The 12,937-nt window shown below is 66.2% G+C and carries 15 protein-coding genes; 7 read left to right on the top strand and 8 right to left on the bottom strand.

Annotated features, from left to right (window positions below):
- On the top strand, window positions 1–900 hold a 900-nt coding region (locus MFF42_RS02070; protein ID WP_238254281.1), incomplete at its 5' end, for an ATP-binding protein.
- Between the two features lie 163 nt (window positions 901–1,063).
- Here MFF42_RS02070 and MFF42_RS02075 read toward each other — a convergent pair.
- From MFF42_RS02075 to MFF42_RS02085, 3 genes are all read right to left on the bottom strand, one after another.
- Window positions 1,064–1,396 (bottom strand): hypothetical protein, encoded by a 333-nt coding sequence (locus MFF42_RS02075; RefSeq protein WP_238254282.1) that lies wholly within the window; start codon window positions 1,394–1,396, stop codon window positions 1,064–1,066.
- Between the two features lie 57 nt (window positions 1,397–1,453).
- Window positions 1,454–2,062, bottom strand: coding sequence for a hypothetical protein (locus MFF42_RS02080; RefSeq protein ID WP_238254284.1), 609 nt, complete (start codon window positions 2,060–2,062; stop codon window positions 1,454–1,456).
- A gap of 328 nt (window positions 2,063–2,390) precedes the next feature.
- On the bottom strand, window positions 2,391–2,954 hold the full coding sequence (locus MFF42_RS02085) for a helix-turn-helix transcriptional regulator (protein WP_238254286.1): 564 nt from the start codon (window positions 2,952–2,954) through the stop codon (window positions 2,391–2,393).
- A gap of 697 nt (window positions 2,955–3,651) precedes the next feature.
- Between MFF42_RS02085 and MFF42_RS02090 the strand changes: the two genes are divergently transcribed.
- The 6 genes from MFF42_RS02090 (at window position 3,652) to MFF42_RS02115 (ending at window position 8,682) form a co-directional block, all read left to right on the top strand.
- On the top strand, window positions 3,652–4,860 hold the full coding sequence (locus tag MFF42_RS02090) for a hypothetical protein (RefSeq protein ID WP_238254288.1): 1,209 nt from the start codon (window positions 3,652–3,654) through the stop codon (window positions 4,858–4,860).
- 115 nt (window positions 4,861–4,975) lie between these two features.
- Window positions 4,976–5,308, top strand: a complete 333-nt coding sequence (gene csgH, locus MFF42_RS02095; protein WP_238254290.1) for a curli-like amyloid fiber formation chaperone CsgH — start codon at window positions 4,976–4,978, stop codon at window positions 5,306–5,308.
- 264 nt (window positions 5,309–5,572) lie between these two features.
- Window positions 5,573–6,166 (top strand): hypothetical protein, encoded by a 594-nt coding sequence (locus tag MFF42_RS02100; RefSeq protein ID WP_238254292.1) that lies wholly within the window; start codon window positions 5,573–5,575, stop codon window positions 6,164–6,166.
- 118 nt (window positions 6,167–6,284) lie between these two features.
- On the top strand, window positions 6,285–6,731 hold the full coding sequence (locus MFF42_RS02105) for a curli production assembly/transport component CsgF (protein WP_238254294.1): 447 nt from the start codon (window positions 6,285–6,287) through the stop codon (window positions 6,729–6,731).
- 171 nt (window positions 6,732–6,902) lie between these two features.
- Window positions 6,903–7,796: a CsgG/HfaB family protein gene (locus MFF42_RS02110; protein WP_238254296.1), complete on the top strand. Its 894-nt coding sequence runs from the start codon at window positions 6,903–6,905 to the stop codon at window positions 7,794–7,796.
- A gap of 4 nt (window positions 7,797–7,800) precedes the next feature.
- Entirely contained in the window at window positions 7,801–8,682 is an 882-nt protein-coding gene (locus MFF42_RS02115) for a lytic transglycosylase domain-containing protein (protein ID WP_238254297.1), read from the top strand.
- A 90-nt stretch (window positions 8,683–8,772) separates the two neighbouring features.
- On the opposite strand, the gene MFF42_RS02120 is transcribed toward MFF42_RS02115, so the two are convergent.
- The 5 genes from MFF42_RS02120 to MFF42_RS02140 form a co-directional block, all read right to left on the bottom strand.
- Window positions 8,773–9,069, bottom strand: a complete 297-nt coding sequence (locus MFF42_RS02120; RefSeq protein WP_238254299.1) for a hypothetical protein — start codon at window positions 9,067–9,069, stop codon at window positions 8,773–8,775.
- Between the two features lie 336 nt (window positions 9,070–9,405).
- Complete coding sequence (locus tag MFF42_RS02125) at window positions 9,406–9,708, bottom strand: cytochrome C oxidase subunit IV family protein (RefSeq protein WP_238254301.1); 303 nt, start codon at window positions 9,706–9,708, stop codon at window positions 9,406–9,408.
- Window positions 9,705–10,394 (bottom strand): cytochrome c oxidase subunit 3, encoded by a 690-nt coding sequence (locus MFF42_RS02130; RefSeq protein WP_238254303.1) that lies wholly within the window; start codon window positions 10,392–10,394, stop codon window positions 9,705–9,707. Before MFF42_RS02130 ends, MFF42_RS02125 begins: the two co-directional genes overlap by 4 nt.
- Complete coding sequence (ctaD, locus tag MFF42_RS02135; RefSeq protein WP_238254304.1) at window positions 10,391–12,082, bottom strand: cytochrome c oxidase subunit I; 1,692 nt, start codon at window positions 12,080–12,082, stop codon at window positions 10,391–10,393. The genes MFF42_RS02130 and ctaD overlap by 4 nt, the downstream gene beginning before the upstream one ends.
- A gap of 34 nt (window positions 12,083–12,116) precedes the next feature.
- On the bottom strand, window positions 12,117–12,937 hold an 821-nt coding region (locus MFF42_RS02140; protein ID WP_238254306.1), incomplete at its 5' end, for a cytochrome c oxidase subunit II.

Below are 12,937 nucleotides of genomic sequence, written 5' to 3' on the forward strand. Positions count from 1 at the left end.
TTCCGGCCGCTCGCCGAGCGCGCGGCCACCGGTGCCGTCGAGCTGGCCTTCGATCTCGATCCGGCGCTGGACCCGATCCGCATCGACCCGGCGCAGTTCGAGGCGGCGGTGCTGAACCTGATCGTGAACGCCCGCGACGCCCTGGAGGGCCGCGACGGACCGGCGCGCATCACGGTCACGAGCCGCAACGTCCGGCTCGGCACGGCGGCGGTGGCGGACAAGGGGGTGCCACCGGGCCCCTATGTCGTGATCTCGGTGACGGATACCGGCAGCGGCATCCCGGCCGACAAGCTCCAGCGCGTCTTCGAGCCGTTCTTCACCACGAAGGAGGTCGGCAAGGGGACGGGGCTCGGGCTGAGCCAGGTCTACGGCTTCACCAGCAGCGCCAAGGGCTTCGCGCAGATCGAGTCGGAGGTGGATCGGGGCACGACGATCAGCCTGTACTTTCCCCGCTCGACCGACCCGGCCGGCGAGGAGATCGGGGCCGGCGCGATCGGCGCCATCCCGCTGCGCCGCGCCGGCGACGGTGAGACGGTCCTGCTCGTCGAGGACGACGAACAGGTGCTCGGCATGGCCGTGGAGAGCCTGGAGGAGCTGCGCTACCGGGTCATCGTGACCCGCAACGCCGCCGAAGCGCTGGAGCACCTGCGCGGCGTCGAGCGCATCGATATCCTGTTCTCGGACGTCGTCATGCCCGGCGGGATGAACGGCTCGCAGCTCGCCGCCGAGGCCCGACGGGTGCGCCCGGACATCAAGATCCTGCTGACCTCAGGCTATGTCGCCAATCTCGACGAAGGGCAGGTCCTCGGCCAGGGCGAGCTCCCGGTGCTCAACAAGCCCTATCGCCGGGACGAGCTCGCGCGGTCACTCCGCCTGGTGCTCGGCGGCGAGAGGGCCTGACACGCCGCCGGTCGATCACCTTGGGCATCGCCTAATCCCGTCATCGCGAGCGGCAGCGAAGCGATCCAGTGCGCGACCTCTCCGGAAGGCGCGCGCCCTGGATCGCCACGGCTTCGCCTCGCGATGACGGAGGAGAGACCGAAGCGATCAAACGGAAATGGTATCACTTGCTGAGGTCGATCACGCCGCGCTTCGGCGGTGACCGCTCCGGTGCCTTGCCGCCGCGACCCAGCCATTCGGGCGAGTCCTTGAAACTCGTATTCGGCGGGACCTTGCTGTCGAGCTGGTCCCGCTCCGCCTGGGCCGGGGTCTCGATCGGCGGGATCGGCGCGGATTGCGGGTATTGCGCCGCCGGTCCGCGCTGCTGAAACCCGTCGATGCAGCGCCGGAGCGCGATCGGATCGGTGATGAAGGTGCACTCGTTCACGTTGGTGATGGCCTGAGCCAGGCCGATCCCGGGCGGGACCGAGAACAGGGTCGCGAGAGCGGGCAACATCCATCGCATCGGCAGCCTCCCGTTCGTGACGCCCCGGTCTCGGCGATCCGGCCGCACTCAGCGCCCCGCCGACGGTGCGACCTGCCGGATCTCGACCTCGCTCGGCTCGCTCGGGCGGGGACGCTTCGCCTGCACCTGCGGCGCCGCGGTGGCGGCCTGTCCGCGCCCCGCACCGGCCGCGCCGGCGGGAAGGGCGGCGGCGCCGGCATTCGCGCCCTTGCCGTCGATCCGCCCGAGGCGGACCTTGACGCCGCGAGCGGACCGCGCCGCGGTGTCGTAGTCGCACTCGTAGGTGATGCGCACCCACTGACCCTGCGGATTGAGGAAGCGCACCGAGTCGCCGCGGAACTTCACCACGGTGTCCGTCCCAGCGGGCGGCTCGGCTTCCTGGAAGATGGAGCCGGTCGGCCGGTTCATCCACTCGAAATCCGTCGGTGCCTGGCGCTCGATTCCCGGCACGCAGGCCTGCACGGCGGCAGGGATGGCCTGGCGCGCGCAGGCCGCGTCGCAGCCCGCTCGGGAGGCTTCGGCCGGGACCGGCTTGGCATCCTGAGCGGAGGCCGTGACGGCACCGAGCCCGAGCCAGGCGACGCAGGCGAGGGCGCGGAGAAACTCAGCCGGAGGCACGGCGCAGCCCGCCCCCGGTCCAGCCACGTTCCGTGTCATCCGACGAACTCTCCCTTATCCGCGTCAGCGCCGATCCCCGGACGCGGCCTCCGTCCACCGGAGCCGACAGATAGACGCCATTCTCAAGCTAAACCACTCTCGTTCGGATGAAGCGGTCCGGTTTTTGGCCACCGCATTGTAGATTTTCGGCGTCCGTTGCGGAAATGTAAATCGAGAGGGCGCCTGAGGCCAATCGACGGCGGCGTATGGCCATCGTTAGACCGCAATCCGCAGCCGTCATCGTCATCCATCAATCCTGCTCACACCGCGGCCTGCCTGAACGCAGATCATCGCAAAACCTGCGAAGCACGCGCATCATATTTTTTCGTCAACGTTGAACATCGGCCATCGGCGAGAACTGACATACGCGGGCGAGCAGCGCGACCAGTTCGGGCTGGCGCGAGGTTCCGGTCTTGCCGAAGATCGACGCCAATTGGCTGCGCAGCGTCGCGATACTCACATTGCGGCTCTGCGCGATGGTGGCCAGCGGGATTCCCCGGCTGAGCTCCGCCGCGAGACGGCCTTCGGCCGCCGTGAGACCGAAGATCTTCTCCAGCGCCGGGGCGCAGACCTGGGTGCGGACGGCGAGGTCGATCAGGATCAGCAGGCGATGGGCCTCCCCCATGGCGGTGATGTCCATGGCCTGGAAGACCAGCCGCTGATCGCTGCGCGGCCGTTCCAGTTCGACCGTGCCGAACGGCTCGGTCAGCGCATTGGAGATCATACGGCTCGTAAACAGCTCAGCGTCGATGGGCGTCGTCTCGGAGACATCGTCGGAAATGATCTTCCTTGCCAACATATTGCAATCGATCGTCTTGCCACGACAATTGATCAATACGGCTGCCGAGCCAACTTTATCGAGAACATTGAGAAGCGCGTATTTATCCGGCATCCCGAGCGATCTCTATGGCGATATATCAATATATTTTTTGCCGGCGCCGCATTGCACGGTTATCCGCTCGCGGCATCGACCTTCAAGCGACATTCGTCTGAACGATATCATTATAGATCGAGTGATGCATTCGTGCCACTACCTGCAACTGCCGAACATCTGACTTTTTGCGCGCCGTCAAACTACGTATGACTTGAAAAGGATGGAGCGGAGATTGGTAGCTCGACTCCGTATTTCTATAATATCACGATATTGTTGCAGGTTCCACTGCAAAACAGCATTAGATCAATCTCAGAACTTCGTTTCTACCGACGCCGGCTCGAAAACATTAGCGAACATCAAGATTAAGAGTAAAGCTTGGTGCAGGCCGCCATTCTGCTCTCAGCACGGCAGGCGCGGCCGGAGAATCTCTTTCTGAATACTCAGCGCAGTCATCGCCCGCCGTGCGAATGCTTTTGCAGAATCAAACTCAAACAAGGGCCTCGTGCCTTGCCGAGGTTAACCTAAACAATCCGTTTCCACCCAAAACGGCATCTTATCATTCGAATGGATGATGCGGTTTTCGCCTGTCTCCCGTATTTAACTCCTCGTTAACAACTTCACAGAGCAATCGACGGATTTGCCGAGCTGGTCAACAGCCGGTTAATGAACCCGAACCGACTGCCGAGTGACAGATAAAATCAGCAGGGGAACAGTCATGCGGCATCTTTCGATTGCGACGGTCAGCGTTCTGGCCATCCTCGTTGCTTCACCCGCTTTCGCGGCCGGAAACAACAATGCCAAGTCCGAGCAGAAGGGAACTGCCAACAAGCTCGAGCTCATCCAGACCGGCGTCGGCGGCAAGATGGACGTGACGCAGGACGGCAGCGACAACGGCACGGGCTACGGCGCCAAGGGCACCCAGAACGGCGGGACGAACAACAGCCTCATCGTGACCCAGACCGGCGATCGCAACGCGTTCCAGTCGCTGCAGCTCAACGGCAAGAGCAACACGATCGACCTGACCCAGAGCGACAACAACAACACCGCGGGTCTCGGTCAGTCGGGCGGCGAGCGCAACGCCACGAAGGTCATTCAGCAGGGCCTCAACGGCGTCACCGATACCGGTCACACCTTGGCCACGGCGCAGACCGGCGGCTCCGACTCGGTGATCGACGTCGGGCAGCTCGAATATCACCAGACGGCTTTCGCCACGCAGGACAACGCGAAGGACCAGTCGACGATCTATATCCGGCAGACCGGATCGGATCATTTCGCCTATGGCGACCAGCAGGGCACGAAGAACTCGACCGCCTACGTCCTCCAGGCCGGACGCGCGGACAACGGCTACGTCGTTCAGCAGAACACCTCGGGCACCACCGGCATGGTGCTGCAGAATGGCGACCGGTCGGTCGCGGTCCTGTATCAGGGCAACAATTCGAACAATTCGACCGGTCTCCTCAACCAGGTCGGCAACGACAACACCCTGTTCGCCGCGCAGTCGAACAGCAGCGGCAGCGGCATCTGGGCTTCGCAGTTCGGCGACCGCAACTACGGCCTGATCACGCAGTCGGGCTCGAACAACAGCAACGTCATCCTGGCGCAGTACAGCACCGACAACCGGGCGACGATCGAGCAGATCAATTCCAACGCCGCGACCGTCTCCGTCACCCAGCTGGGCGGGACGTTCAACACGGCGACCGTGGCGCAGAACACCTCGTCGAACGCCGGCATCTATCTGATCCAGAACGGCAACAACAACGACGCCACTCTCAGCCAGACCCGGTCGGCGGCCAGCACCATCACCGGCTTCCAGAACGGCGACGGCAACGTCCTCGTCGCGTCGCAGAGCTACAACCCGAACAGCGTGATCAACAGCACGCAGACGGGCAGCGGCAACCGCGCGACGATCACTCAGACCCGCTAAGACGACGGGACGCGAGTGGGCGTGGCCCCCTGCCTCGGCAGGGGGCCACGCTTCGTTCTTTCGGAACCGAGTGACCCTATCCGCGTCCGATCGTTGTGCCGAGAAGGGGCGTGTCATGACCGCGTCCGGCGACGTTCCGCCACCGATCTCCTGTACCCTGCTCGAGCATCGTGCGGGCCCGCAGGTTCAGATCGAGGTCCGTCTCCGTTCGGATGGCGCCCGGACCGGCACCTATCGCCTGCAGGTCGTGAAACAGGGGCGATCGGGGTCGGCGCAGATCAACCAGGAATCGGCGTTTTCGCTCGATGCGGGGCGCTCGGTGCGCATCGACGGTCCGAGCCTGTCGTTGGAGCCCTCGGCCTCCTACCGCGCCATTCTCACCGTGAAAGCCAACGATATCACCTACACCTGTGAACGAAGCGGACCGGAGCCGACCGACAGCCTGTAAGTCTGATGTCACGCACCGAATCGGGCTGTTGCAGCCTGATCACGCCAGGCCTCTTCAGTCTGCTTGATGTCCTATACCGGGCATGATTCCATTTGACTTGAGGAATGCCATCAGATGAAGGTGGCGAGGGAGGCCTGGATCCCGCTCGGTACTGGATATCGACGATGCACAGGATGCATGTTCGAGTAACCAGTTTCGGAAGAAGATGATTCATAAAGTCGTGTTACAATCAATCCTATCGTCCATGAAAGAGGGAGCGGGGATATGAGCAGTCCGGCACGTGCCGTATCTCCCCGTCGTGCCCTGTGCTGTGCTTGCGCGGGCCTCCTTCTGACCGGCCTTCATTCTGCGGCCGATGCCCAGCAGGCAGGCGTCCCGATCGAGTATCCCACGATCGGCGGCATTCAGATTCCGATCAGGGTCCTGCAGCCGGACAGCGGGGCGGTCGGCGGGGCCGGCCAGCTCGCGTCGAACAGCCAGACCGGGATCGGCAACAGCACCGAGATCAGCCAATCCGGCCAGGGCAATCGTGCCGGGATCGTGGCGATCGGCAACGGCAACACGGCGCTCATCGGCCAGCAGGGGCTCAACAATGTCGGGCAGGGGACCCTGACCGGCAGCGGGCTCAGGCTCGATCTGCAGCAGATCGGCGCCGGCAACGTCGCCGACCTCGGCGTCAACGGCCCGGCCGGGGGCAGCCTGACGGTCCTGCAGCGCGGCGACGGCAACACGGCGACCGGATCGGTGCCGGGGAGTCGCGACGTGAGCGTGACCCAGCTCGGCAACGGTGCCTCCGTCGACGTCAGTCAGGGCGGCGTTCCGAAGAGCATCATCATCAACCAAGTCCGTGCGCGATGAGCCGGACATCGCTGCACCGTGTCTCGCGAGACTTCCGCGGCGCCGCGCCCTCGCGCGCGGCCCGCACGGGACGTCGCGTGAGGCGTTCCGGAGCCGTTCGAGGGGCAGGGGCCAGATCATGAAGACACGCATCCTCGCGGTCGGCGCCGCGATCCTGTTGTCGGCCGCTCCCTCCCAGGCCGGCAACCTCGTTTACCAAGCGGTGAACCCGGCCTTCGGCGGGAGCCCGCTCAACGGCAGCTGGCTGCAATCCGAGGCGCAGGCGCAGAACATCCCGCAGGCGGCGCAGCAGCGTCAGCAGCAGCTGTTCAGCACGGGCACCTCCCGGGGGGGTATCTCGACCCTGACGCCGGGACAAATCTTCGCGCAGCAGCTCCAATCCCAGCTGTACAGCTCGCTCGCCAACCAGATCACGCAGGCGATCTTCGGCGAGAACGCGCGCCCGAACGGAACCTTCGTGTTCCAGGGCACGACGATCCAATTCCTGAGGGTCGGCTCGGACGTGCAAGTCACGATCAACGACGGCCAGACGACGACGCAGGTGGTCGTCCCGGCGACACCTTAGAAGAACTGGATCTTCGCAACGACGTCTGGCTGCGCAAGCAGCATCTTCGAGTATGCGTGACGACGGTCGTCACGACTCTCGCAATCAAACGACTCGAAGGCCGCAACAAGCGGCCCGGTCGTGGCCGGGATTGCTGATCTGATGTGGGCTGAACCTTCATTCCGCCGGGGCATGGCAGCCGGCGCTCTGCTGCTCGCGATGCTCGGGCTCGGTGGCTGCGTGGCGGTCGGCGAGCGCGAGCCGCTCAACGAGGCGCCGACCGTCACCGAGACCTCGCCGACCGGCCTGAATCTCGAACTGCTGCCGCCGCCGGTGAAGGCGGTGGACCTCGCCGTCTACAGCTTCCCCGACCTGACCGGCCAGAACAAGCCGAGCGACAACTTCGCCGAATTCTCGCGGGCCGTGACTCAGGGCGGCGCGGCCTTTCTCGTCGATGCGCTGCGCCGCACCGGCGGCGGCCGCTGGTTCCGGGTGGTGGAGCGCGGAAGCCTCGCCAACATCCTGCAGGAGCGGCAGCTCATCCGCGCGACCCGCCAGGAATTCGATCAGGACCAGGCCATGCCGCTGCCGCCGATTCGCTTCGCCGGCCTGCTGGTCGAGGGGGGCATCCTCGCCTACGACGCGAATTTCGTGACGGGCGGGATCGGCGCCCGCTATCTCGGGATCGGCGGCGACATCCGCTACCGGCGCGACGTGGTGACGGTCGGCATGCGCATCGTCTCCGTGCAGTCGGGCGAGGTGCTCACCAGCGTCACGACGACGAAGACGATCTACTCGATCGGTCTCAACACGAACACGTTCCGCTACGTCGCGGTCAACAAGCTGTTCGAGTTCGATGCGGGCGTGACGCGCAACGAGCCGACACAGTTCGCCGTGCGCGAATCGATCGAGCTCGCCGTCTACGCGACGCTGATGGAGGGGGCTCGCAAGGGGCTCTGGAAGTTCCGCGATCCGGCGGTCGGGCAGCGCCTGCTTCAGGACTATATCGAGCGGGACAAGCCGCTTCCGCCCGCAAGCGCGAACGCCGAGGTCGTCCAGGAAGCCGTCGTGGTCGCGAAGAACTGAGGCGATGCGCGGCCGGCTCCCATGGATGGCGGCGGCACTGGCGGCGGCCGTCCTGACCGCGCTCCCCGCGCGCGCCGAAGGCCGCGCCCGCGTCGCGGTCCTGGATCTGACCGCACCGGTCCAGGCCGGCGCTGCGAGCGAATCGCCGAGCGGGGGCGTCATCGCCATCGTCGAGACGATCGCACCGGAGGTCTCCCTCTCGACACTCTCGACGCTGATCGCCCGGGCGGCGGTCAGCAACGGCGTGCCGTCGGAATTCCTCCTGCGGCTGCTGAAGCGCGAGAGCGGCCTGAACCCGCTCGCCGTGAGCCCGAAAGGCGCGCTCGGGATCGCCCAGTTCATGCCGGGAACGGCGGCCGAGCGCGGTCTGAACGATCCGTTCGACCCGGTTCAGGCCATTCCGAAGGCGGCCGAACTCCTGCGCGACCTGCGGCAGCGCTACGGGAACTGGACCCTGGCCGCCGCCGCCTACAATGCGGGGCCCGGCCGGGTCGATGCCTGGCTGCTCGGTCGCGTGGAACTGCCGAAGGAGACGGTGGACTACGTCGCCCACATCACCGGCGTGAACGCGCCGAGCTGGACGTCGGCCTACCGTCCGGCCGGCCCCGCCTGGCCGCTCCAGATCGCGTCCTTCGCCGCTCCCCTCCCATTGTACACCCTTGCATCGGACCAGGCCGCCATCCGGATCACCGACCGCCGCGGGGCCTCAGCCGAGGCGAAGCGGCCGACCAAGCCGACGGACACCGCCATCGCACCGCTCTCGACGGCTCAGCTCAGCGCTGCAGCCGGCGGCGTCCTGCGTCCGGCGGCGGCAAGGAGCGCGAGCAGCCCCTGCGCCGCCCTGCTCAACCCGGCCGCGCAATGTCTCAACTTCAGCCGGTATTGATCGGCCCGGCGCGACGGCGCGAAGCCCATCGCCGCGAACGGAACGCGCCGCGCGGTCCTCTCAGATTCGATCGCGCATCGCCCGCCCGCTTCAGCGGCCCTGCCTCAGGGTGATCTGGTTGAACGAGCCGGATTGGGCGATGACCGCGGTGTTGGAGAAGCCGCTCTGTGTGACGCGGATGACGTTGCCCATACCGGTCTGCGTCGCGTCGATGCGATTGGACTGCCCGTCCTGCACCCCGTAGAAGGCATTCCCCTGCCCCGGACTCGGTGTGGTGTCGGTGCTCGTCGCGACGCGGTTCATCGTATTGCGTAGGGCGCCGTTCTCGAGATCCTGCATTGTCGCGTTGGATTGCGAGAGCAGGGCGGAGAGATCCTGAGCGCGCACGGGCCCGGATATTGTGGTCAGGGCAGCGCAGAGGGCAACGACCGGAACAATTTTACGCATCGGGCACGATCCTTCTCGTCGCCCGAAAATCGGGTTTCCCCGTTAAGAAACCTTGTATAGCCGCAAGTCCGTCAACAACCGGAAGTCCTCGCCTTCTGGCAGTCGCTGCGAAGCCTGAGAAGGACGGCGGACCGTCGCGGTCACCTCAGAACTCGCCCGCGCTGCGGCCTCGGTCAAAGTGTCGTCGTCATGTCGCGCATGGAGGCGTGAACCGCAGGACCGGCACCCGCGTCCCCGGGTGACGGTCGCCCGAGCGGGACGGGCGGCGTTGCCGCATCAGCTGTTGGCGAGGCGGCTCAGCGTGTCGGTCAGCGTCAGCGCGAACAGGATGGCGAGCCAGAACAGGCCGCAGGCGGCGGCGAGGCGCACCAGGGTGTCGGCCCGGTCGAGCCGCATGAACAGCAGCGCCACGAGGCCGGCCTGGGTCGCGGCGATGCCGAAATAGAGGACCGTCGACCAGGGAGCGGGCGCGGCGTAGGCCGAGAACAGGCTCAAGGCCGTCAGCACGAGCAGGAGGGCCCAGACGACGAGGCCGCGCCGCCAGATCGTCCCCACGGATCGTTGCGGGCCCGATCTCATCCGCCGCGTCCGTCGAGGTAGAGCATGGGGTAGAGCACGATCCAGATCATGTCGACGAAGCCCCAGTAGAGCATCGCCACCTCGACCTGGGGGCTCTCGAACAGGAAGCCCGGCGCCCGCCACTCCTTCCAGATCAGGCGGAGGACGAGGCCGATGCCGATCGACAGGTGGATGGCGTGGATCGCGGTCGAGAGCCAGTAGAAGCCGAAGAAGAGCTGCGTCGCGGGCGCCGCGAGGGCGAAGCCGGCGCCGGGCACGAGGTGCCTCTCGATATCCTCGCGATATTCCAGCCCCTTTACCACCAGGAAGGCGAGGCCGAGCAGGGCCGTGGCGGCGAGGCACCCGAGCGTCAGGCGCCGCAGTCCCTCCCGCTCGGAGGCCTGCGCGGCGATCGCGGCGCAGAGTCCGCTGGTGAGGAGGAGCACGGTGTTGAGCGTGCCGTAGACGATGTTGGTTTCGCGCGCGGCGGCGGCGAAATCCGCGGCGTGCTCCAGCCGCATCGCGGTGTAGAGCAGGAACAGCGCACCGAAGAACAGCACCTCGCTGGCGATGAAGACCCAGATGCCGAAGGTCGCCCCGGCCCGCTGGTGAGCGAAGGCGCGGTCCTCCGCGAGGCGGAGTTCGTCCCAAGGCTCGCGCAGGTGGCGCTTGGCGGCCGTGTCGAGAACATCGCCGCCCGCGCTCACGTCAGCGCCCCCTCTTCGGCGATGCGCGGCTCGTCGCCCGGCGGTGTCGCCTCCGGGTGATAGTCGTAGGGCGGGGCAAGGACCTGCGGATTGCCGAAGAAGTTCTGCCGCGGGGGCGGCGAGGTCGTGCGCCATTCGAGCCCGGTGGCGTTCCACGGATCGTTGAGGGCGCGACTTCCGAAGAACAGCGACCAGGTGAGGTAGCCGAGCGGCATCAGGTAGGCCACCGCGAGCACCGCGGCGCCCGAGGAGGAGAGCACGTTCCAGACCTGGAATTCCGGCGGATAGCTGTAGTAGCGCCGCGGCATGCCGAGATAGCCGGCGATGAATTGCGGGAAGAAGGTCAGGTTGAAGCCGAAGAACATCAGCAGGGCGGCAAAGCGTGCCCAGCTCTCGGGATACATCCGTCCCGTCACCTTCGGCCACCAGAAGTGCAGGCCGGCGAAGTAGGCGGACACCGAGGCGCCGACCATGATGTAGTGGAAGTGGGCGACGACGAAATAGGTGTCCTGCACGTGCACGTCGATCGGCACGGAGGCGAGGAACAGGCCGGTCAGCCCGCCCATGGTGAACAGGCCGAGGAAGCCGAGGGCGTAGAGCATCGGCGATTCGAAGCCGATCTGGCCGCGGTAGAGCGTGGCGGTCCAGTTGAACACCTTGATCGCCGAGGGCACCGCCACGATGAAGGACAGGAACGAGAACACCAGGGCGGCGAACGGCGACATCCCCGAGGTGAACATGTGATGGCCCCAGGTGAAGAAACCGATCACCGCGATCGCCACCAGGGCGTAGACCATGAAAGAGTAGCCGAAGATCCGCCGCCGGGCGTAGCAGGTGATGACCTCCGAGATCACGCCCATGGCCGGCAGGATCATGATGTAGACGGCCGGGTGCGAGTAGAACCAGAACAGGTGCTGGAACAGGATCGGGTCGCCGCCGCGGGCCGGATCGAAGATCGGCAGGTTGAAGGTGCGCTCGGCGATGACGAGAACGAGCGTCAGGGCCAGCACCGGCGTGGCGAGCACGAAGATCAGGCTCGTCGTGTACATCGCCCAGACGAAGAGCGGCAGGCGGAACCACGTCATGCCGGGCGCCCGCAGGAAGTGGACCGTGGCGATGAAGTTGACGCCCGTGGCGATGGTCGAGAAGCCGGAGACGAACACGCCGAGCACGGCCAGCGTGACGAAGGTGTTCGAGAACACCGTCGAGTAGGGGACGTAGAAGGTCCAGCCGGTATCGATCCCGCCCGCCAGCACGGCCGCCAGCGTCAGGAGACCGCCGGCGAGGTTGAGATACCACGAGATCAGGTTGAGCTTGGGGAAGGCGAGGTCGCGCGCGCCGATCATCAGCGGCAGCAGGAAGTTGCCCATCGTCGTCGGGATCGACGGGATGAGGAAGAACCACACCATGACGATGCCGTGCAGCGAGAACAGCTTGTTGTAGGTGTCCGCGCCGACGACGTCGCCTTGCGGCGTGAACAGCTCCAGCCGCACCAGGGTCGCCGCCGCGCCGCCGATGAAGAAGAAGAACGTGATCGACAGCGCGTAGAGGATCGCGATGCGCTTGTGATCGGTGGTGAACAGCCAGGACGCGACGCTGCGCCCCTCGGCGAGGTAGCTGACCGGCAGGCCGAGATCCAACTCGCGCGGGTTGGCCAGCGTCGAGGCATCGGAGGAGGCGCCGCTCATCGGGCAAGGCTCCCGGCAGGGTGAGGGATGCGCGTCATGGCGGCGTGTCTCCCGAGGCGGGTGCGCCGGGCACCATGGCCGGGCTACGCAGGGATTGGTTCGGCGACGAATCCTGCGGCGTCTGGCCCGGCGCGCAGATGTTCTGGGCCGGCGCGAGGTTGAGCGAGCCGATCAGGTCGAACCGGTCGGTGCCGTGGCGGATATAGGCGGTGAGCGCCTGGATCTCGCCGTCGGAGAGCTTGCCCTCGTAGCTCGGCATGATCGGCTCGTAGCCGGCCACCACGTCGCGCTGCGGCTGGAGGATCGAGTTGCGGACATAGGCCTCGTCGACACTCGCGGTGCGCCCGCCCTCCAGCGGCACCGACTGCCCCCAGATGCCGGCGAGCGAGGGCGCGTGAACCTTCGATCCCGCATTATGGCAGCCCGAGCAGCCCCGCTCGGAGAACAGCCGCTCGCCGAGTTCGGCGAGCCCGTCGCGCTCCGGCTGCTTGGTGAGCCAACGCGCGTAGTCCTGCGGCTCCATCACAATCACCCGGCCGAGCATGCGCGAGTGGTCGGTGCCGCAATACTCGGTGCAGAGCAGGTGGTAGGTGCCGGTCCTGGTCGCCTGAAACCACGTCTCGGTCTGCTGATAGGGCAGGGCGTCGCGCTTCAGGCGGAAGGCCGGGACGTAGAAGGAGTGGATCACGTCCTGCGAGGTCAGGAGCAGGCGCACGGGCGCGCCGACGGGGACATGCAGCTCGTTGATCTCGCGGGTGCCGCTGGGCCCTTGCGTCTTCCACATCCACTGCTTGCCAACGACGTGGATCTCGATGGCGTCCTTCGGCGGGGAGAAGGCGCCGATCTCCACCGAGG

The organism is Methylorubrum podarium (assembly GCF_022179745.1).
GTDB classification, from domain to species: Bacteria; Pseudomonadota; Alphaproteobacteria; order Rhizobiales; family Beijerinckiaceae; genus Methylobacterium; species Methylobacterium podarium.